We start from the raw sequence: 21,291 nt of genomic DNA, 5'->3' as shown, positions 1-21,291 counted from the left end.
GGCTTGGCCATGCTAGGCGGTGCCATCTCACCGGTCATGGCCGATGAGTCATTCAACCTGTGGCAGGAGTGCGCCACCCGCTGCACCTTGGATCTGGCCCAGGGAGTGCGCGCCAGCCAGCTCGATGTCGCCAGCCTGCTGGGCGGACAGACCGATTCCGGGGTACTGCACTACTCCATGGTATTGGAAGAAGGGGGAGACAGCCTCAAGCTGGCCCTCGGCAATGCGCTGACCCTGCGCACGGATGGCACCACCATCACCCTGACCAGCGCCACCGCGGGCAAGGGCCCACGCACCTACAGCTATACCCGCCAGGGACGCGGCAACTGGTCGCTGCACTGGCTGGTCCCGGTCGGTGACGATGCCCCCGCCAGCATCAAGGTCTTCTTCCATGAGCTGGATGCAGGATCCGAGGTGAGCCATATCTCCCCCATCTACAGCATCGAAGTGAGCGACGACCTGCTGCGCACCATGGCCAGCAACTCGACGCTCTTCGTCAGGCACGTGGAAAACAACGAGATCAATCGCAGCCTCACCCTCAGTGCGGCCGGTGTCGGCTTCGTGGCGGCGCCCACCCAGCACAGCCGTCAGAAGCGCTGGAGCGAGTGGCATACCGGCAAGGTGCTGTGCCTGCTGGATCCGCTGGATGCGGTCTACAACTATCTGTCGCAGCGCACCTGCAACCTGGGTGATACCTGGGAAGGCAAGGTCTACCGGGTATTGGCCGGGGCACCCGCCTCTCACGACACCCATATCGTGCCGACCGCCATCAGTCATCGTCTGCACTTTGCCAAGGGAGACGGTCTGGCGGCCCTCACCACTCATCAAGTTTGCGCCATCCCCCTTGAATCCCTGGCCAGAAGCCGTCAACCCAGAGGCTGGGAAGAGCTCAGCCAGTGTGGCTATCCGGTCCACAATCTCGTCACCCTCTATCTGCTGACCCGCCTGCCATGGTCCCAACTTGATACCGTGATCACCCAGGCGCTGGCCAATACCACGCCAGAGGATGGCTCAACGCCACGAGGGCAGCTGGCGCAAGCCATTCGGGAAAACCCGGCCCAGACACGGCTGGCCCTGAGCATGGCTGCCGCCCAGAGCGATGCCTTCAGCCACCAGCAGGCGGGCAATAGCCAAGAGCAGGCCGCCAGCGCCGATGTGGTCAATCTCACCTGCCCTGCCGCCGATCTCAACTGCCTGGCGCCAGCCGACAGCGCCGATGCCCTGCAGGAGCGGGACTATCCGAACGGTGCCAGCTTCCTGGGTGACGGGGACGAGGTCAGCTTCAGCACGGCCGGTACTCGCAACTGGTCGGTGACCCGCCTGGAACAAGCCCATCGCCAGCTGCTGGCGCGCGGTTATCTCTTCGTCGGTTATCACGGCACCTTCCTCGAAGCCGCCCACAGCATAGTGTTTGAGGGGGTGCATGAACGGGATCAATCCTCCATCGCCCCCTGGCAAGGCTTCTATGTCGCCGGCGATCCGGCCCTCGCCTACGGTTACGCCCAGGATCAGGAAGCGGATGCCCGTGGCCGCATCCGCAATGGCGTGCTGCTACGGGTGTATGTGCCCCGCGCCGCACTGCCCCGTCTCTACGCGACCCAGCAGACCCTGGCCGCTCCCGGCGCCGTCGATGAGGTCGGCCGCCTGATCGGTCATCCCCTGCCGCTGCAGCTGGAGGCCATCACAGGACCGGAAGAGGAGGGCGGCCGCCTGGAAACCATTCTGGGCTGGCGACTGGCGGAGCAGGCGGTAGTGATCCCCTCCACCATTCCGACGGATCCGCACAACGTCGGCGGCGATCTTGACCCTGCCAGCGTGCCGCAGGAAGAGAGTGCCATCAGCACCTTGCCTGATTACACCACCCAGCCCCGCGACGAACTCTGAATCGCGGGTCATCGATACAAAAACACCGGCCTGTGGCCGGTGTTTTTTACTGTCAACGCGGGGAGTGAGAGGGCGCCTAGCGCCCCTTCTTCTGCCGCCCACCCTGACCGGCGCGCGGTTTGCCGGCGGCCGGTTTGCTCCCCTTGTTCGGGGCGCCTTTACCTGCGCCACCTTTTGCCGAACCGCCTTTGCCGGCAGCCCCCTTGCCTGCAGGGGTCCGTTTCTCGAACGCCTCCGGGCCCGGCACATTGGGGCGACCGCCAATCTCGTGATCGTCGTCGCGCCGTGGCTTCTTGCCCGGTGCCGACTTGCCGCCGTGCGCCGCAGGCGCCTTGGGTTTACCACCCTGGGCATTGGCCGGTTGCGCCCCCTTGGCCGGTTTCACCTCGGAGGAGGAGTCCTCAATCAGCTTGAACAGCTCGATCAGCTCGTCACCGTCGAGATCGCGCCACTCGCCCACCGGCAGCCCCTTGAGGCTGACGTTCATGATGCGGATACGCTCGAGCTTGGTCACCTCGAAGCCGAAGTGCTCGCACATGCGGCGGATCTGGCGGTTCAGCCCCTGCACTAGCGTGATGCGAAACACGAACGGCGCTTCTTTCTTCACCTTGCACTTCTTGGTGACGGTGCCGAGGATCGGCACCCCGGCCGCCATCCCTTTGATAAAGTCGTCGGTCACAGGCTTGTCGACGGTCACCAGATACTCTTTCTCGTGATCGTTGCCCGCCCGCAGGATCTTGTTGACCAGATCACCGTGGTTGGTGAGGAAGATGAGCCCCTGGGAGTCCTTGTCGAGCCGGCCGATGGGGAAGATGCGGGTGCTGTGGTTGACGAAGTCGACGATGTTGTCCTTCTCCCCCGCTTCCGTGGTGGAGACGATGCCCACCGGCTTGTTGAGGGCGATAAAGACCAGGCTGTCCGCCTCACGCGGCTCGATCACCTGGCCGTTGACCTTGACCAGATCCCCGGCAAACACCTGATCCCCCACCCCGGCCCGCTTGCCGTTGATGAAGACACAGCCCTGCTCGATGAAGCGATCGGCCTCGCGACGCGAGCAGATGCCGCTCTCGCTGATGTATTTGTTCAGACGCATGGATTCATCAGCCAGCATGGGTCACCTGCCAGCGGCCCACGGCCTGCGCATGTCTCATCAGAGCGCGGGATGGCCGGCTCACCAGGTCAAAATTGTGCATATCACTCCATCTTTAAAACCGGCCGAGGTCGGCCTTGTCAGCAAAAAACGCCGGCACATTAGCACATTGCTCTGCCGCACACGCAGGATAGTTGCACCCGGCCCCTTCCGCTTCCCGCAAAATGCGCGCCGCGTCACGCCAAAACGGTGCGCAATGCGTCCCCATATAACGGCGCAGAAGGCGGCAAGTGACACCATAAAAGCGCCTTATCCCAGCCAGGACAATGCCCAAAGCCTCACCTCCTGGCGCCCCTCATCTACCTCATCCCGGCCTGCTGCCTGTACTTATCACCTTGTTTCCCTTAGGCTTTAAGCCAGCTTTCGAGCTTTAGTACGGCTGCCGTGGACGCGGGGCCGCCCCTCTTTATATCAGTGCCAAGGACTCTGCCATGCTGGCTCGCACCCGCCGCCTCGTTCGCCGCCTTCTTCTCAGTCTGCTGGGCTTGCTACTGCTCGGCTGGGCCCTGATCGCCTACTTCGCCTGGCAGGCCGAACCGCTACAACCCTGGCACACCCTGGTGCCGCCCGAGCTCAGCGCCGAGCAGCTCGATGACAGCGACTGGCAGGCCTATCTGACCCACGAACAGCAGCTGTTCGAGCTGGTGACCAGGGAAGTGATCGCCAGAACGCCGCCGGAGCAGCAGCTCGACAGCAATCGCTACTATCAGGATGCCCCTATCAATCCGGCTCATTTTGCAACCGACTGGAACCGCTCCTATCTGCTGCGCCCGAGCGGCGAGGTGAAAGGGGTGGCGGTGTTCCTGCACGGTTTGACCGACTCCCCCTACAGCCTGCGCCACCTGGCCCAGCGCTACCGCGAGCTGGGCTTCATCGCCCTGGGGCTGCGCATTCCGGGCCACGGTACCGTGCCGGCCGGGCTGATCGACATCGACTGGGAGACCTGGCTGGCCGCCACCCGGCTGGCGGTACGCGAGGCCAGAGTACTGGCGCCAAGCCCGCTGCCGCTACATCTGGTGGGGTTTTCCAACGGCGGCGCACTGGCGGTGAAATATGCGCTCGATGCGGAAGGTGACAAGACCGGCACGCTGGCAAGGCCGGATCGGCTGGTGCTAATCTCCCCCATGATAGGGGTGACCCGCTTTGCCCGCTTCGCCGGCCTCAAGGCGGTGCCCGCCCTGCTGCCCGCATTTGCCAGCGCCGCCTGGCTCGACACCATGCCGGAGTTCAACCCCTTCAAATACAACTCGTTCCCGGTCAACGGCGCGCGCCAATCCTACCGGCTGACCCACGCCATCCAGCAGCAGGTGCGTGAGCAGGCCGCCAGCGGCGCACTCGCGGCCTTCCCGCCCACCCTCACCTTCCAGTCGGTGATGGACTACACCGTCAGCACCCGCTCCATCATCGCCGATCTCTATCACTTCCTGCCTGCCAACGGCAGCGAGCTGGTGCTGTTCGACATCAACCGCGGCACCCTGTTCGGCCCATTGCTGAGCAGCGCCTCCGAACTGGCGCTGAGCCACCTGCTGCCGCGCCCGCCGCTCTCCTACCGGCTGACGGTGGTGGGCAATCAGGCTCCCGCCAGCACCCGCACCCAGGCCAGCAGCTTGCCGGCCGGCGGTGGGCCTGAGCAGATCCAGCCTCTCGACATCGACTACCCCAGGGAGATCTACTCCCTCTCCCACGTGGCCCTGCCCTTCCCGATGGATGACCCCCTCTATGGCATGGCGCCACGGCCCGAACAGCGCGAGCAATACGGCATCAATTTGGGGGGGTTGGCCCTGCGCGGTGAGCGCGGGGTGCTGATCGTCAACCCCGGCGCCCTCACCCGCACCTCCTCCAACCCCTTCTTCCCCTATCTGCAGGAGAAGGTGATAGAGACGCTGACGGCGCCTGCCCAACCGCCGGCCGGCAAACAGCCAACCCCGGTCTGGGACAGCGAAGACGAGGCCGCCTATCAGGCGGAGCGGGAAGCGTTTCTAAACGATGGGCAGGAGAGCGAGGCTCCCTTCTAGGGCCCTTGCCGGGACTCATTAAGGTTGTGCGTCAGGATGGGGCCGACATGGGGCCCCCTCAGTACTTGCTCAGGCAGGGCGGCATACACCGGCCGTCACCCGATGCCAAGCGCCATCAGGGATAGCGGCTGATCTCAATCAGGTTGTGATCCGGATCCAGGCAGTAGACCGACTCGATGGGGCCGCAGGCTCCGCTCTTGGTCACCGGCCCCTCCACTATCTCCACCCCGTGGCAATGGAGCTGGGCGATGACCTGCTCCAGCGGCCAGCGGGTGATGAGGCAGAGATCCCCCGAGCCCACCTGCGCCCGGTTGCGCGGCTCCTGCCCCAGCAGTTGCAGATTGATCTTCTGGTTGCCAAAGCGCAGGGCCCGGCGCCCCGCCCCGAAGGTAATGGCTTCCATGTTGAGCACTGAGCTGTAAAACGCGACGGCTCGCTCGATATCGCTGACCGTCAATACCAGATGGTCGATATGGCTGATCATGTCCCCTCCTGGCTGAGATGTGTCGATAGTGCTGGCCCGACAAACGGGCCTGTGGGCACCTTCATCATACCCAATTGTCTACCAATCAACTGTGCCGAATGACGCAAAGATGGCCGAGCAAAGCCGCTAGCTGAGTGAAAGCGACGGTGGCTTTCACTGTTGGGTACGACACGCCTGATCACGCTGGGCCAGCAGGGTTTCATTATCACTGTCCATCGCGGCCAGAATGGCCTGATTGCAGGCGCGCTCAGCCTGCCGGGCCGCATCCGGTTTGCTCTCGCGAATGTCGGCGATCATGGGGCGGTAGTTGACTGAAGCGGCACAGTACATAGCGCGATACTGGGGCTGCTGCGAGTGGCTGTCGTCCTGGCGGGACAACTGATCGCACAGCTTGCCAAATAGCGCCGCCGCCTTGACAGTGCATTGGCTGAAGCGCCGTGCATCCTGCTCGTAGCTGCGGCAGACGCTTTTCGGCTGCAGCTGCCAAAACTGGAAGGCAAAGGGGATTTGTTCCCCCTCATACTCCACCACCAGCGACTTAAGCTCAGTGCCATAAATATCCGATACCTGCTGCTGTACCAGATTGAGATAAGCCGAGAAGAGATAAGAAACCGGATCCATCACCACCTCCTTGTGGTTACCACTACCGAGTTGTATCACGGAAAATCGGGGCAATTTTCAAACGAGTAACAGGCGACAACAGCTTACTGATTTGGTTGGAAAAAATGATACTCTTCTCGCCACCCTCATGTACAACGTTCAAGGCCAGTGTTCGATGCAACAATGTGGTATTTATGAACAACTCATTACTCAACTGCTGACATCTCGACTCGACCGCGAGCGCTTTTACGTAGGGGAACGCCAGCTTGAACCTGCCGAAGCGGCAGTCTGGTTATCCAGATTTCTGAGTCGTGTTTTGGAATATGCGGTGGGTTCTGTTACTGGAGAAGATCAGCTGCAACGGCAGATTGAGCTGGCTAACCAGTTATTGCTTTGGCTAAAAGATCGCACCCAAGACCCAGATTTTATTGGCGAGAACCTCATCGATAGTCAGGGGAAAATTCTGACGGCGCTCTACCAGTTGGATAACCCCATCTCTGCCAATTTAAAGCAATATGCCGAAGATATTTTTCCTCTGACCGGTCTAACGCAAAGTGAGCTGTTCTGCGGCAGCAATGCGGGTTTGTCGATGGAGTCGGAGATTAAACGGGAGATATTATCGGCAGATAGCATCTGTTGGCTGGTCTCATTTATCAAATGGGCAGGGATCCGTATTTTCCGTCATGAGCTGGAAGAGTTCACCCGCAGCGGCCGCCAATTAAAAGTAATTACTACCTCTTATATGGGTGCAACCGACGCCAAGGCAGTTGAATTTTTAGCCAGCCTCCCCAATACCGAAGTCAAACTCAGCTATAACACCCAGCGTGAGCGGTTGCATGCCAAAAGTTATCTATTTTGCCGAAATACCGGCTTTCATACCGGCTATATAGGTTCATCCAACCTCTCTCATTCTGCCCTCACCAGCGGCTTGGAGTGGAACCTAAAAATCACCTCGCAAGAGATCCCTCATATTATCGATAAATCCCTGAGTACCTTTGAAACCTATTGGGAATCCGATGATTTTGAGCTGTTTGATGGCAAGCTCGAAAGCCGAACAAAATTGCAGCATGCGCTGCAAGAGGCCCGTGGGGATGGTGACAGAAATAGCTCTTCCTATTTCTTTGATATCGCGCCGTTTCCCCATCAACAGGAGATCCTTGAGCAATTGGCGATGGAGCGCACTTTACACCAGCGCTTTCGTAACTTGGTGGTGGCGGCCACCGGTACAGGGAAAACCCTGATCTCCGCTTTTGATTTTGCGCGTTTTCTGAAAACCAAACCCGACGCAAAGTTCCTGTTTGTCGCCCACAAAGAGGAGATCTTGCGCCAAGCATTAGCCTCGTACCGCGGTGTGCTCAAGCAATCCAATTTTGGCGAACTCTTGGTCGGCGGTGCCGTGCCTACTCACTACCGTCAACTATTTGCCTCGGTGCAATCATTGAATAACCAGCTGGCTAATTTACGTCTTAGCCCAGACTATTTCGATTACATCGTCATCGATGAGGTTCACCATATTGCTGCGGTCAGTTATCGTGGTCTGCTCGCCGCCTTTGAACCTCACATTCTGTTGGGATTAACCGCAACGCCAGAGCGCCATGATGGCAGCGATATTCTCGCTGATTTTTGTGGTGTCATCGCAGCGGAGATCCGATTGCCAGAGGCCATCAATCGTCGCCATCTCTGCCCGTTCCAATATTTTGGTATCGATGATGATACTGACTTGCGCCAAGTGACCTGGAAAAATGGTCGTTATGACATCACTGAGCTCACCAATATCTATACCCACAATCAGCAGCGGGTACAGAAGATAGTTCAGAGCCTCGATGAGATCGTCACCGATATTACCAAGATCAAAGCGCTGGCATTTTGTGTTAGCTGTGAACATGCCGATTTTATGTGCAAGGCATTTTTATTGAAGGGCATCAAGGCTGACATCCTCACCAGCGATAACCGAGACGAGCGGCATAGCAAACAACAGGAGTTGCGTACCGGCGTTATCAATATTCTCTGCGTGGTGGACATCTTCAACGAAGGTGTCGATATCCCGGAAGTCGATACCTTGCTGTTTTTACGACCAACGGAAAGCCTCACCATTTTCTTGCAGCAATTAGGGCGGGGCCTGCGGCTGGCGAGCGATAAAGAGTGCTGTACCGTGTTGGATTTTGTTGGCAATGCTCGCGCGGAGTATGACTTTACTCAGAAATTCCGAGCTCTGGTGGGTAAAACCAATAAGGCGATCAGCCACGAAATCAAACAAGGCTTTCCCCATGCCCCATTGGGTTGCCGCATCGAGCTCTCAAAACAGACCCAAGAGTTAATTCTGAGCAATATCAAGAGGGCGACTCTCAATACCTCACGCCTCATGGGCCTGATCCGCCGTTTCTCACAGGATTGCGATTTACCGCTGACGCTGGCGAACTTTTTGAAGTTTTACCCTCACATCAACCTTGAGGAGATCTACAAGCGCGGTAACTGGAGCACCTTGGTCAAACAGGCACACAACCATACCGTTTCTGAAATGAGCGATGAGAAGCTATCTACCCTCTATACCCGGGCTATCAGAACCCGGCTATTGGGTTGCGATGCGCTCCATTACTTGAACTTCCTACAAACCTTGGTGGCAGACGCATTTACCTTAACGGCCACGCACGATGAACGTATGGCCTTGATGTGCCATTACGACTTCTGGCAACAGAGCGGCCCTAACGCAGGCTTTAGCTCCTTGGCTCACAGCCTGAAACAACTCAATCAACCAGAGTTAAGGGCCGAGCTGGCAGATCTGCTGCCCATGCTGATCAACCGGGTGCAACACGAGCAACTGACCATGCCTGACCTTCCCGGCAATCCACTGCAACTGCATGCCCGTTATGCCAGAGAGCAGGTGCTAGTTGGCTTTGGTGCAACCACCTTCGCGCAGCAACCCACCACTCGCGAAGGGGTATATGTCATCGCAGAGCAAAATATCGAGTTGTTGTTTGTGACTCTGAATAAAACGGAGCAGCACTTCTCCCCCACTACCCGTTATCACGACTACGCCATTAACGAGTCGCTGTTTCATTGGCAGAGCCAAAACAGCGCTCGCCCAGAACGGGGTAAGGGGCTGAGTTACATAAATCACAGGGCAGAGGGTAAGCGCTTGTTTCTGTTCGTCCGTGAGCAGAGCAAAGATGAATTTGGCCGCACCCTTGGCTTTGTGAACTTTGGTGAGGTGGAGTACGTATCTCATAGCGGCAGCCAACCGATGAACATCAAATGGCACCTAATGACCCCGATGCCGCCATTTATGTGGAAGGATGCAGCAAAATTGGCCGTTGGCTAAACGACTAAACAACAAACGGCTCGCCAATGGCGAGCCGTTTTGATTGGGGTCAGCAGGGGATCCGCTCGATGCGGCCGCCGCTCAGTTTGAAGAAGGCATCTTGCGGCAGCTCCTGCAGCCAGGTGGTGGTGTAATCCAGATCCGCATAGGCGCCGCGCAGCATGGCGCCAAACAGGCCGTGAGAGACCACGATGGCACGCTCGGCAATGCGCTCATCCTGCAGCCAGCTCAGCGCCCGGCCCTGAATGCTCTGAAAACTCTCGCCCTCTGGGGCTTGCAGGTACCAGTCAGGCTCATCCAGATCGAGCTCGGGGTGGGCCGCCAGCAGCTCGGGCACCCGGCGACTCTCCCACTCTCCCATCCCCAACTCCACCAGCCGCTCGTCCCAGACGATACGCGCTTGGTCCAAGCCAAGCTGCTGGCACACCCGCTCCGCGGTCTGGCGCGCCCGGCCGAGGGGGCTGGCGTAAAGGGTCCAGTCGGCGGGCTCGGCCAGCAGCTTGGCCAGACGGGCCCCCATGGCGAGGGCCTGGGCTTCGCCCTTGGCGGTCAGTTCGGAGTTGCAGCGCCCCTGCAGTCGCAGTTCGGCGTTGTAACGGGTCTGGCCGTGGCGCAGCAGATAGAGGGTACGGGACATGGTTTCTCCAGCAGGTTCAACGAGATAACAAAAACAAGAGAGGCATGGTAGCAGATGTGCCGGGGCAGCCAAGGCACAGACGGGGGAAAGAAAAAAACAAAACGGGTCAATGGTGACCCGTTTATGCCGGCAGGCTCCGTGCTCAGCCCTTCTTGATCTCCCGCAGATAGCGGTAGATGGAGTGAACCGAGATGCCGAGCTGGCGAGCCGCTATCTGGGCGCTGTCCTTGAGTTCGAAGATGCCGAGCTCGTGCAGCTGGTTGACCATGACCCGGGTCTTCTGGGACGGGGGCACCGCCTCGTTGCCGCGCACCTCGGCACTGACGGTGTCGATGGTGCTGTTGAGGGCCTCGTCGATGTTGCGGGCAAACACCTCCGGGGTGGCGTGACCATCGTGGCCGTGCAGGCACTCCGGCATCATGGTGCGCAGCACGGATTGCAGCGGGGCGTCCATGTCGGTGTTGATGCAGAGCAGACCGATGGCCTGCCCCTCGCCATTGCGAATGACGGTGGTGAGCGAGCGCAGCGTCTTGCCGGTGGCGCACTTGGTCATGTAGGGGCTGGAGATATCCTGCCCGCTCTTGAGTTTCATCATCGCCAGGTTGGTGATGGGGGCTCCGACGCTGCGCCCGGTGATATGGCCGTTGGCAATCTTGATGATCGACGGATTGCGCGCATCCAGGCTGTGCAGCAGCACCTCGGTGTGCTGACCATACATGGCGGCGATGCCGTCCACGATGATCTCCATCGCCTTGAGGATCTCGAAATCGGTCTGACTCAGCTCTTGCAGCTTCACATTGAAACCTTATAAAAGGGCCGCCGACCCGGGCAAGGGCGGCAGCCGACAGGGACACTCAGGCGGACATGATATCAATAATGGTGCTGTCTGTGGCAGACATGCCGTCTTTGACCATCTGGCCCACGTTGCGAATGGTCTGCTCCACGTTGCCCGCCACGATCCCCTGCCCCGACACTGCATGGCTGTTGAGCGCCATCAGGAAGCCGCGCACCGCCGCCCCGGAGGAAGTGCTCACCTTCATGGCGCAGGAGGCCTTGGCGCCGTCGCACACCATGCCGGCGCTGTCGCTCAGCACGTTCTGGATGGCGTGGCAGGACTGCTCGAAACTGCCGCCCGCCAGGTAGACCATGGCCATGGCCGCCGCCGCGCTGGTGACCGTATTGCCGCAAAAGGCCGACAGCGGCGGATAGTGGGACTTGATGTAGATGGCCCCCAGGTGGCTCATGATGAGGGCGCGGGCCAGCTGCTCTTCGCTGGCACCGAAGCGCTCGGCGATGACCACCACCGGGATGGTGGCGGCGATGCCCTGGTTGCCGCTGCCGAAATTGCTCATGGCCGGCAGGCTGGCGCCCCCCATGCGGGCATCGGAGGCCGCCGCGGTGCGCATCACGATGCGGTTCATCACGTCCTCGCCGATGAGGCCGGCCTGGATGTTCTGCTGCATGGTGCGGCCAATTTCGAGGCCATAGGGGTTGTTCATCCCCTCGTCGGAGAGTTTGCCGTTGAGCTCGGAGGCCTGCAGGATAAAGCGGATCTGCTCGAACTCCACCTGGGTGGCGAATTCATGAATGGCGGCGATGCTGATGTCGACCCCGTCGCAGATGGCGCCGGTGGCACCGCCCTGGCCCTGCTCGGCCGTGAAGGTCACTTCATCATTGCGGCGCTGCTCGACGATGCGGGTATGGCCGCCGCACAGGGTCACCTCGGCGCTGTGCTCGGTGCCCTCTGCATCCAGGCCCAACAAGCGGACCCGGCAATAGATGAACTCGGGGGCCGAGGTGCGGCTCACCTGCACCTGGCCTGCATCGATCAGCTCCTGCGCCTCTGCGACCTGAGCCGGCGTGATGGCGGCCAACACCTCCAGCCCGGCCTCTGCGTTACCGCCGATGGCACCGGCGGCAGCGGCAATGGCGAGCCCGATCTTGCCGGTGCCCGGCACATAGACTCCCATGGAGTTCTTGTAGAGGTTGTCCGACACCGCCACCTCCAGCCGGACGGGCTTGCAGCCCAGTTGCCGGGCGGCGACGGCGGCGGCATAAGCGGCGGCGATGGGCTCGGTACAGCCCAGCGCCGGTTTGACAACCTGTTGAATAATCTGCAGATACTGCTGCCACGCTTGCTTCATCAGAACACCCTTTCTATCAACATTAACCAGCGATGTGAGCGATCGCTTCCACTTCCACCCTGACACCCATCGGCAGATCCTTCACGGCAAAGCAGCTGCGGGCCGGGCAATCTTTCAGGAAATAGCGTTTATAAACCTCGTTGAACACGGCAAAATCACTGATCTCGGCGAGATAGCAGGTGGTCTTGAGCACGGTATCCAGGTTGCCGCCGGCGGCCTCCAAGACATGCTTGAGGTTCTCCAGCGCCTGACGACTCTGGGCCTCGATGCCCCCTTCCACCACGCCGCCCTGCTGTTTGCACACCGGCAGCTGGCCAGAGGTAAAGATGAGGTCGCCATAGGCTGTGCCATGGCTGTAGGGACCGATGGCATCGGGTGCGGCATCCGCCACTATGATCTTTTTCATATCACCACTCCTTAAAATGCAATTATTTTTGCAGTCATTTGTAATCAACCGTCTTGTCTTGTTCAACATTATTTGCTCATTAATCATTTCATTCAACAAAAACCTGCAAAAACAGCGATAAGTTCGGTAACAGTGCAAATTTAAAGCGTGATCAGTCTCCCTTTTTGGGTACAAGAGCGATAAAAGGCATTGTTTTGCCACTTTTCATTCAACTATATTTGCACTTGATTTTTACCCCTACAAAAACAAGGTATTTTATGGACGCGCACAGTACGACACTCACCCGGCCCGTGATGGGCACGCTGGAATGGAAAGAAGCGGTTCGTTTTGACAGCACCGACTGGGGCTGGGTCATCATGAGCATCGGCATGGCCATCGGGGCGGGGATCGTCTTCCTGCCCGTGCAGGTAGGATTGATGGGGCTGTGGGTGTTTCTGTTGTCGGCGGTGATCGGCTACCCAGCCATGTACATGTTCCAGCGCCTCTTCATCAATACCCTGGCCACCTCGCCCGAGTGCAAGGACTACCCCAGCGTCATCAGCGGCTACCTCGGCAAGAACTGGGGTGTGCTGCTCGGGGCCCTCTACTTCGTGATGCTGGTGATCTGGGTGTTCGTCTACTCCACCGCCATCACCAATGACAGCGCCTCCTTCCTGCAAAGCTTCGGGGTCACCCAACAACTGCTCTCCGAGAATCCCTTCTACGGGCTGGTACTGATCTGCGCCCTGGTGGCGCTGGCCTCGCGCGGCGAAAACCTGCTGTTCAAGATCTCCACCTTCATGGTGTTGACCAAGATCAGCGTAGTGGCTGTGCTCGGCCTGATGATGGTGGGCAAGTGGGATGCCGCCAACATCACCGCCATGCCGGCCAGCGGTGATTGGCTGAAGGATGCCATCGTCATGCTCCCCTTCACCCTCACCTCCATTCTCTTCATCCAGAGCCTGAGCCCCATGGTGATCTCCTACCGCTCGCGGGAAAAATCCCTGGAAGTGGCCCGCTTCAAGGCGATGCGCGCCATGAACATCGCCTTCGGCATCCTGTTCGTGGTGGTGTTCTTCTACGCCGTCTCCTTCACCCTAGCCATGGGCCACGAGCAGGCGGTCAAGGCCTCCGAGGAGAACATCTCGGCGCTGGCCATGGTGGCCCAGGGCATGCAGGGCCAGACCCTCAAGCTGCTCAGCCTCACCTTAAACATCTTCGCGGTGATGACCGCCTACTTCGGCGTCTATCTGGGCTTTCGCGAGGCCTGCCAGGGGCTGGCGATGAACCTGCTGCGCCGGGTGATGCCGGAAGATCGCATCAACAAAGGGCTGGTGGGCAAGGGCATCATGGTGTTCACCGTGCTGCTCTCCTGGGGAGCCATCGTGCTCAACGCCCCGGTGCTGAGCTTCACCTCCATCTGCAGCCCCATTTTCGGCATGGTAGGGTGCCTCATCCCGGCCTACCTGGTCTATCAGGTGCCAGCGCTGCACAAGTACAAGGGGGTCTCCCTCTATATCATCATCGTCACTGGTCTGCTGCTCTGCGTCTCGCCCTTCCTCGCCTTCAACTGATCTGCCGGCACCCTGTGCCATCGGCGGCGGGCCACCCTGAGGGTGGCCCGCCTATTTGACCCATTCAGCCCCCTTCCTGAGTGAAAAAGCCAAGAGGATCACAACTTCCACCGCCCTTCCAACCGAGCCTCCCCGGCGAGGAGTAATATCCAGCCATCCCGCTACACGCCCCCCTCGGGGCCCGAGGCTTCATATGAAATGGATATTCATGCCCGCCATCCGGCTCGGCAATCAGCTCTCCTTCAAATACAAGTTTTTGCTCTGGTCCTGCCTGATGCTGCTGCCGCTGGCCTACAGCATGACCAACCTGCTGGGCCGGCTGCAGGACGACAATGCCCAGGCCCGCAAGGAGCTGGCCGGCGTGGTCAAGCTGGCGCCACTGCCCGCCATCGAACAGGCCCTGCTGACCCATCGCAACCTGGTCACCCGGCACGGCTATGAGCAGAACCCGGTCGGCGAGGAGGAGGTCAAGGCCACGGCCCGGGCCGTCGATGCGAGCCTGGCCGCCTTTGCCGCCAGCGGACAGCAAAACCCCACCTTCGATGCCCTCGCCCAGGGCTGGGCCGGCCTGCAAAACGAGGCGCTCGGGCTCGAGGTGGATCAGAGCAACCTGCGCCACGACAAGCTGCTGACCGAGGTGCGCCACCTCTACAAGAGCATTACCGCCGCCAGCAGCCTGGTGCAGGATCCCGCGCTCGGCACCTACTACATGGTGGTGCTCGCCAGCGAGCGGTTGCCCCAGCTGCGCGACCTGCTGGCCCAGGTGCGGGATCGGGCCGCCACCATTGCCGACTTCGGCCTGTTTCAGGCCCAAGGGTATAGCGCCCTGCGCTTTCGCCTCGACCTCATCAACGCCACCCTGCAGGAGCTGGAGGCCGACCTGACCCTGCTCTACGAGATGGCGCCCACCTATCGCAGCGAGCTGGGCCAGCAGACCGACGCCCTGTTGCAGCAGGCCCATCAGGGGGTCGACACTCTGGAAAACAAGATGATGAAGGATCAGCAGGTGCAGCTCTCCAGCCAGGAGGTGCTGGCGCTGGGGGATGGGCTGGATGCCGCCATCACGGCGCTGGCCGGTCAGGTGCGCCAGCGGCTGGAGGCGGATCTGCATCAGCGCATGACCGCCAACCAGCGCCACTTCTGGTGGGTGACCGGGCCGCTGACCGCCATCCTGCTGGTCTATCTCTACCTGATGATCGGCGCCTACCTCTCCTTGCGCGCCACCGTGGGTCGGGTGCGGGAGATCGCCGCCCGGGTCAACGCCCAGGATCTCGGCCAGCAGATCGAGATCGTCGGCCAGGATGAGCTGGCCGCCATCAGCCGGGATTACAACGTGACCCTGCAGACCCTGCGCACCCTGATGCTGCGAGTGCGGGAGAACGGCGTCAGCGTGGTGGAGAGCGCCACCGAAATCGAAGCGCGGACCTGCCGCTCCCAGGAGGTGATCGCCGATCAGCAAGGGGAGACCCATCAGGTGGCCACCGCCATCAAGGAGCTGGCCGCCACCTCCCACGACATGGCAGGCAACGCCCAGCAGGCCGCCCGCATGACCCAGGAGGCGCAGGCCGTGGTGGGTCAGGGCGAGGCGGTGGTCGAGCGCACCATCACCGCCATCGACCACATCAACCGCGAGGTGCTGCGCACCGCCGAGACCATCGGCCAGCTGGAGCAGCAGTGCAGCCAGATTGGTGGCGTCATCGGGGTGATCCGCGGCATCGCCGAGCAGACCAACCTGCTGGCGCTTAACGCCGCCATCGAGGCGGCCCGCGCCGGCGAGCAGGGGCGCGGCTTCGCGGTGGTGGCCGACGAGGTGCGCTCGCTGGCCAGTCGCACTCAGGGGGCCACGGTCGAGATCCAGCAGATGATCGAGCAGCTGCAAACCGGTGCCCGTGCCTCGGTCAGCGCCATGTCCGCCGCCAGCCGCGAGGCGCAGGAGGGGGTCGGTCTGGCCCAGGAGGCCCAGCAGGCCTTTGGCGCCATCACCGAACGGGTGGGCAGCATGGTCGACACCAACTCGGTGATCGCCAGCGCCATCGAGCAGCAGGGGGCCGTGGTCAACGAGATAGAGCGCAACGTGGTGCGCATCTCCGATGGCAGCGACGAGGCGCTGCAGGTAGCCAACGCGGCCCGCGACGCCGCCCGCCAGATCCACCAGCTCACCGAGCAGCTGCGTGCCATGGTGCAAAGCTTCGTGCTCTGAGCAGGCGCCCGTCACCCACGCCAGCCCCTTGCCGGGGCTGGTTTTTTTTGCAAATTCAGACCGTCAGGCTGCATTGTTTTTCTTGGCGAAAAAAGTATCGACTGCCCATTGTGCAATGAGATGAAAGCGGGGTAATCTGCAGCCACAACAAGATTCGAACGTTACCTTCATTGCCTGCAACAGGCCCGGGGAGCAGTTCGACGCTCGAGAGGCAGTTCGACGAGAGTTCGGCGAGAGGAAGCTCGCATCACGACACACCGTTCAGGCGAGGTATCGCAAATGGCGAAGTACCAGTTTTTCTCTATCCCGGCCTCCAACCGGCAGCAGTACACCTTTATCGACATGGCCTCCCCCACCTTCCTGCCCGAGAAAGCCGCGCTGCTGGCGCAGGGGTTCGAGGTAGAAGAGGATTTCATCGACGCGGCCAACCCGCGCGAGGCGGTGGAGAAGTATGGCTCCAACTTCCTCTACGTGGCCGACGAGATGGGCAAGTCAGACGCCGGTTACGCCGCGGCCATCGCCGTGCAGGCGCTCGGCAAGACACTGCTGGGGCAGAAGCGGGGCAATTGAGTAAGTAGATGAAGCGCGGCCATCGGCAAGCTGCCGATGGCCGCAGCAATATGGTTCAACCGCAGGCGAGCTGGCGGAGCATCTCGATCAACTCCTCCTCGCTGCTGGGCTCATAAGCCAGCGTCATGCTCGGCGCCGCCCCTCCCATCAGCATGTAAACGTGCGTGCTGCAGTGGTCATAGTGATACCACTTACCGTCGATACAGACGTCGGTATAACATCTCGGGTCCCTTTCAAGTTCCATACATCCATCCTTCTGTTACCTACTACCCACATCCTTTTTTGACCGTAAAGTAACCAGGGCGTTACAAACTTGATGCAGATCAAGCCAGGTTGCCGACGCCACCATTTCTCGGTAAAAGAGCCCCGAAAGGCGCTTCTTCTGCCTCAGCGATGGTCATATGCTGCTCGTTAAGTTCTCAGTCAGCCACGCCCGCCACAATGTGAGCTGGGGCAGCGGATCCTGCGCAGCCCCTCAGGCGCCCTTCACCCCATGGCGGGGCCCGGCGACAGCCAGCGCCTGGCGCCACACGACCAGGCCCGCAGAGGAGGTATAGATGAGCCACTCCCACATAGATCTGAACCTGTTTCGCATCTTCGATCGCGTCATGACCGAGAAGGGGGTATCGGCCGCGGCCGCCAGCCTGGAGATGACCCCCGCCGCCATCAGTCAGGCCATTCGCAGGCTCAGCGATCTCATCGGCGAGCCCCTGTTTCGCCGCGATGGCCGCGGGATCATCCCCACCAGCCGCGCCCTCGCCCTGCACCGGGAGATCCGCACCGCCCTGCATACCATGGAGCGCTCCCTGCTGCTCAATCAGGCGTTCGATCCCCTCACCAGCCAGCGTATCTTTCGCATCGCCAGCCACCCGGACCTCGATCTCCTGCTGTTGCCGGCGCTGCTCGCCCATCTGGCCAAGGTGGCGCCCCACTGCCGGGTGGAGTCGGTGCCCGGCATGTTTGAAGAGCATCTGCGTCAGCAGGCGCTGCGCCTTCGCAACATCGACCTGGTGCTGGCCAGCACGGCGCTGGAAGAGACCGGCTTTTGCAACGAATCCCTGCTGACCCTGGAGCTCAGGGCGGCCTGTCGCGCCGATCATCCGCGCATCGGGGAGAGCCTCGACTTCGAAACCTTCTTTGCCGAGGAGCACGTGGTCTGGGATGTGCGCCGCAAGGACGACTGGGTCATCCGCAGCCTCAGCGACCAGGCCCTGCCTCCCCGCAAGATTGCATACGAGAGCAACGCCCTGCTCACCGCCCTCTCCCTGGTCAGCCAGACCGAGTGGCTCTGCGTGGTCAGCCAGTGGCATGTCGCACAGGTGCGCGACACCCTGCGGCTCAAGGATTTTCCGCTGCCCTGGGCCTCCAGCCACTGTCCCGTCTACATCAGCTGGCACCAGGCACAGGGCCGGGATCCCGCCCTCCAGTGGTTTATCCGCCAACTACACCTCATCAGCGCCGGCGTCCCCCTCATTTAACCACCGCTTAACTGTCGTTTATTGCCGGCTGCCATGATTGTTGCGGCCGGCTTGACTACTCTGGTGCCGACCCCGTTGCCGTGCCCTCGGCGCAATGCCGCAACGCCCGACTAACAGAGCAACGCTGACCATGTTCATGAGACATGTCGTCAGGGGGCATCTCTCGCCCTACGTTTCACTCCGGGTCCGGATAGCGCCTGCCATGGCTGGCGCCATCTCGGCTACCCGTCACTCACCCTGTTTACTGGGAGGCATCAGAGTCTGACTACACTTGGTCCTGCCTACCCACCACAATCTGGAGAAAGACAGATGAAGCTCAAGTTCTCGACGCACACCATTGTCACCCTATGCCTCTGTGGCTCCCTGCTGTTGCAGCCGGCCTGGGCCGTCATCAACCCCAAGCCAGCCAGCGAATTTACCATCCAGGCCAACCAGAATGTGCTGCACACCCTGCCATTCAACGACAAGCAGGATTTCGAGGACGCCCGGCGCGGCTTCATCGCCAAACCGGATACCCTCACCATCAAGGATGAGCAGGGCAACGTGGTGTGGGATCTGGAGCAATACAAGACCTACATCGGCCTGGACAAGACGGCGCCGGATACCGTCAACCCGAGCCTGTGGCGCAATGCCCAGCTGAACATGGAGTACGGCTTGTTCAAGGTGACCGACAAGATTTACCAGATCCGCGGCTTCGATCTCTCCAACATCACCTTCATCCAGGGTGACAAGGGATGGATCGTCTTCGACCCGCTGATCTCGCCGCAGACCGCCAAGGCGGCCCTCGCCTTCATCAACAAGACCCTGGGCGAGCGGCCGGTCACTGCCGTGGTCTACAGCCACTCCCACGTGGATCACTACGGCGGGGCCGCCGGCCTCTTCAACTCGCCGGACGAGGTGAAAAAGAACGGGGTTCAGATCATCGCCCCCGAAGGGTTCACCGAGCATGCGGTCTCGGAAAACGTCATCGCCGGCAACGCCATGGCCCGCCGCGCCGTCTACATGTATGGCGCCCTGCTGCCGCGCAATGCCCAGGGAGGCGTGAATGGCGGCCTGGGGCAGACTACCTCCACCGGCGTGCCCTCCCTGCTGCTGCCGACCCGTTTCATCACCAAGAGTGGGGAAGAGGTCACCCTGGACGGCGTGCGGATGGTCTTCCAGATGACCCCGGGCACCGAAGCGCCGGCCGAGATGAACACCTGGTTCCCGGACAGCAAGGCACTCTGGATGGCCGAGAACACCACCAACACCATGCACAACATCCTCACCCTGCGCGGCGCCCAGGTGCGCGATGCGCTCAAGTGGTCCAGCTACCTCAACGAGACCATCGAGACCTGGGGCGACCAGGCCCAGGTCAAGTTCCAGAGCCACCACTGGCCGCGCTGGGGCAATGCCAGCATCGTCGACTACTTCAAGAAGCAGCGGGATCTCTACAAGTACATCCACGACCAGTCGGTGCGGCTGATGAACATGGGCTACACGGGTGAGGAGATTTCAGAGAAGATTGCCCTGCCCCCCGAGCTCAACGACTTTTGGCCGAACCGCGGTTACTACGGCACCCTGCGCCACAACAGCCGGGCCGTCTATCAGCGCTACATGGGCTGGTACTCCGGCAACCCCTCCGATCTGGACAACCTGCCACCCGAGATGGTCGGTCCCAAATACGTCGAGTTCATGGGCGGTGAGCAGGTGCTGCTGAAGAAAGCCAAGGCGTCGTTCGACAAGGGGGAATATCGCTGGGTGGCGGAAGTGCTCAAGCATCTGGTGTTCGCCAACCCGAACAATCAGGAGGGCAAGCTGCTGCTGGCCGATGCGCTCGAACAGCTGGGCTATCAGGCCGAGTCCGGCCCATGGCGCTCCGTCTATCTGCAGGGGGCCTATGAACTGCGCAACGGAGTGCCCACCGCCGGGGCGACCGTCACCGCCTCGCCGGACACCATTCGCGCCATGAGTCCCAGCATGCTGTTCGACTATCTGGCGGTGCGGATCAATCCGGAGAAAGCGGCCGGCAAGAAGATGGTCATCAACATGGACTTCACCGACATCGGGGAGAAACACACCCTGAGCCTGGAGAACGCCGTACTCAATCACACCACCCACTATGCCGCCAAGCCGGATGTCACCCTCACCCTGAGAAAGCAGACCCTGGACGACATCCAGCTGGGCCAGGGCACTCTGGAGCAGAAGATCGCCAGCGGCGAGATCAAGGTTCAGGGGAACCCGCAGACCTTCAGCGACTTCGTCGGCCTGCTCGACAAGTTCAACTTCTGGTTCAACATAGTGACCCCATGATGCGACGCACCCTGCGCGTGTGCATGACCCTGCTCTGCCTCATCCCCGGGATGGGGCAGACCTGCGGTTATGACGCCCTCTACCCCAATCCGTTTGAACAGAGCTGGCCCGGCGCACTCGACGTTGCCATGGCGACCGCGGCAGCGGTCAATGATGACAGGGTGGCCCGTCTGCCTAGCCTCACCGGCGAGGCGGGGTTTGCCCGCAGCCAGGCCTGGCTGCAGACCCTGAAGAGCCGCTTCCAGCAGGCCGGCGTCAGGGGCGGCGTCTCCATCCTGCTGGTCGATTCCGGGCTCTGGTCGAGGCTGCGGGGCAAGGAGTCACTGCTGCTCCAGCTCCATACTGCCGGCCCGCACCCCAAGGATCGGATGATGCTGCTAAGCGAGGCGGCCCTCGACGCCCTGCTGGCCGGCACCCTCACCATAGAGGAGGCGCTGCGGCTGGGAGTGGTTGCCATGCCGGGCGAGGAGGGCCGGCAGTTGCAGCACGACTTGCACCTGGCCCTGGGCTCATGAGCGCCCAGACATGAAAAAAGGGAGGCATCTGCCTCCCTTTTCTT

17 protein-coding genes are annotated in these 21,291 nt (G+C 60.9%); 9 read left to right on the top strand and 8 right to left on the bottom strand.

Features of this window, described 5'->3' with window-relative positions; translation table 11 throughout:
• Positions 1-3: 3 nt before the first annotated feature.
• Positions 4-1,884: an exotoxin A binding domain-containing protein gene (locus tag AB5Y95_RS01115; protein WP_368159415.1), complete on the top strand. Its 1,881-nt coding sequence runs from the start codon at positions 4-6 to the stop codon at positions 1,882-1,884.
• Positions 1,885-1,960: 76 nt separating this feature from the next.
• Here AB5Y95_RS01115 and rluF read toward each other — a convergent pair whose 3' ends face one another.
• On the bottom strand, positions 1,961-2,995 hold the full coding sequence (gene rluF / locus AB5Y95_RS01110; protein WP_368159366.1) for a 23S rRNA pseudouridine(2604) synthase RluF: 1,035 nt from the start codon (positions 2,993-2,995) through the stop codon (positions 1,961-1,963).
• Positions 2,996-3,465: 470 nt separating this feature from the next.
• On the opposite strand from rluF, the gene AB5Y95_RS01105 reads away from it, so the two are divergent.
• The gene (locus tag AB5Y95_RS01105; protein WP_368159365.1) at positions 3,466-5,049 is read left to right on the top strand and encodes an alpha/beta hydrolase; all 1,584 of its coding nucleotides are present in this window, start codon (positions 3,466-3,468) and stop codon (positions 5,047-5,049) included.
• Positions 5,050-5,164: 115 nt separating this feature from the next.
• On the opposite strand, the gene AB5Y95_RS01100 is transcribed toward AB5Y95_RS01105, so the two are convergent.
• Both AB5Y95_RS01100 and AB5Y95_RS01095 read right to left on the bottom strand, forming a co-directional pair.
• Positions 5,165-5,533 (bottom strand): VOC family protein, encoded by a 369-nt coding sequence (locus AB5Y95_RS01100; protein ID WP_005299484.1) that lies wholly within the window; start codon positions 5,531-5,533, stop codon positions 5,165-5,167.
• 153 nt (positions 5,534-5,686) lie between these two features.
• Positions 5,687-6,154: a hypothetical protein gene (locus AB5Y95_RS01095; RefSeq protein ID WP_368159364.1), complete on the bottom strand. Its 468-nt coding sequence runs from the start codon at positions 6,152-6,154 to the stop codon at positions 5,687-5,689.
• Positions 6,155-6,308: 154 nt separating this feature from the next.
• Here AB5Y95_RS01095 and AB5Y95_RS01090 point away from each other — a divergent pair, with 154 nt between their 5' ends.
• On the top strand, positions 6,309-9,452 hold the full coding sequence (locus tag AB5Y95_RS01090) for a DUF3427 domain-containing protein (RefSeq protein WP_368159363.1): 3,144 nt from the start codon (positions 6,309-6,311) through the stop codon (positions 9,450-9,452).
• A 49-nt stretch (positions 9,453-9,501) separates the two neighbouring features.
• On the opposite strand, the gene AB5Y95_RS01085 is transcribed toward AB5Y95_RS01090, so the two are convergent.
• The 4 genes from AB5Y95_RS01085 to AB5Y95_RS01070 form a co-directional block, all read right to left on the bottom strand.
• Positions 9,502-10,089: a histidine phosphatase family protein gene (locus AB5Y95_RS01085; protein WP_368159362.1), complete on the bottom strand. Its 588-nt coding sequence runs from the start codon at positions 10,087-10,089 to the stop codon at positions 9,502-9,504.
• Between the two features lie 142 nt (positions 10,090-10,231).
• The gene (locus tag AB5Y95_RS01080) at positions 10,232-10,885 is read right to left on the bottom strand and encodes a transcriptional regulator (RefSeq protein ID WP_005299461.1); all 654 of its coding nucleotides are present in this window, start codon (positions 10,883-10,885) and stop codon (positions 10,232-10,234) included.
• 58 nt (positions 10,886-10,943) lie between these two features.
• On the bottom strand, positions 10,944-12,233 hold the full coding sequence (locus tag AB5Y95_RS01075) for an L-serine ammonia-lyase, iron-sulfur-dependent, subunit alpha (RefSeq protein WP_043169991.1): 1,290 nt from the start codon (positions 12,231-12,233) through the stop codon (positions 10,944-10,946).
• 22 nt (positions 12,234-12,255) lie between these two features.
• Entirely contained in the window at positions 12,256-12,639 is a 384-nt protein-coding gene (locus AB5Y95_RS01070) for a Rid family detoxifying hydrolase (RefSeq protein WP_194758633.1), read from the bottom strand.
• 257 nt (positions 12,640-12,896) lie between these two features.
• Here AB5Y95_RS01070 and AB5Y95_RS01065 point away from each other — a divergent pair, with 257 nt between their 5' ends.
• The 3 genes from AB5Y95_RS01065 to AB5Y95_RS01055 all read left to right on the top strand — a co-directional run bounded on the left by AB5Y95_RS01065 (position 12,897) and on the right by AB5Y95_RS01055 (position 16,962).
• Positions 12,897-14,192 (top strand): aromatic amino acid transport family protein, encoded by a 1,296-nt coding sequence (locus AB5Y95_RS01065; RefSeq protein WP_368159361.1) that lies wholly within the window; start codon positions 12,897-12,899, stop codon positions 14,190-14,192.
• 193 nt (positions 14,193-14,385) lie between these two features.
• Positions 14,386-16,392, top strand: coding sequence for a methyl-accepting chemotaxis protein (locus tag AB5Y95_RS01060; RefSeq protein WP_368159360.1), 2,007 nt, complete (start codon positions 14,386-14,388; stop codon positions 16,390-16,392).
• A 279-nt stretch (positions 16,393-16,671) separates the two neighbouring features.
• On the top strand, positions 16,672-16,962 hold the full coding sequence (locus AB5Y95_RS01055) for a hypothetical protein (protein ID WP_368159359.1): 291 nt from the start codon (positions 16,672-16,674) through the stop codon (positions 16,960-16,962).
• A gap of 55 nt (positions 16,963-17,017) precedes the next feature.
• Here the strand turns inward: AB5Y95_RS01055 and AB5Y95_RS01050 are convergent, their stop codons facing one another.
• Positions 17,018-17,206: a hypothetical protein gene (locus AB5Y95_RS01050; protein ID WP_010634417.1), complete on the bottom strand. Its 189-nt coding sequence runs from the start codon at positions 17,204-17,206 to the stop codon at positions 17,018-17,020.
• Between the two features lie 313 nt (positions 17,207-17,519).
• Here AB5Y95_RS01050 and AB5Y95_RS01045 point away from each other — a divergent pair, with 313 nt between their 5' ends.
• The 3 genes from AB5Y95_RS01045 to AB5Y95_RS01035 all read left to right on the top strand — a co-directional run bounded on the left by AB5Y95_RS01045 (position 17,520) and on the right by AB5Y95_RS01035 (position 21,247).
• The gene (locus AB5Y95_RS01045; protein WP_368159358.1) at positions 17,520-18,440 is read left to right on the top strand and encodes a LysR substrate-binding domain-containing protein; all 921 of its coding nucleotides are present in this window, start codon (positions 17,520-17,522) and stop codon (positions 18,438-18,440) included.
• A gap of 309 nt (positions 18,441-18,749) precedes the next feature.
• Positions 18,750-20,732, top strand: a complete 1,983-nt coding sequence (locus AB5Y95_RS01040) for an alkyl/aryl-sulfatase (RefSeq protein WP_368159357.1) — start codon at positions 18,750-18,752, stop codon at positions 20,730-20,732.
• Positions 20,729-21,247: a hypothetical protein gene (locus AB5Y95_RS01035; RefSeq protein ID WP_368159356.1), complete on the top strand. Its 519-nt coding sequence runs from the start codon at positions 20,729-20,731 to the stop codon at positions 21,245-21,247. The genes AB5Y95_RS01040 and AB5Y95_RS01035 overlap by 4 nt, the downstream gene beginning before the upstream one ends.
• The last annotated feature ends 44 nt before the right edge of the window (positions 21,248-21,291 follow it).

The sequence above is a fragment of the Aeromonas sp. R5-3 genome (genome assembly GCF_040908225.1).
GTDB lineage: Bacteria > Pseudomonadota > Gammaproteobacteria > Enterobacterales > Aeromonadaceae > Aeromonas > Aeromonas dhakensis.
The sequence above is the reverse complement of the archived record's forward strand: the minus strand, read 5'-3'. Positions and strand labels throughout refer to the sequence as shown.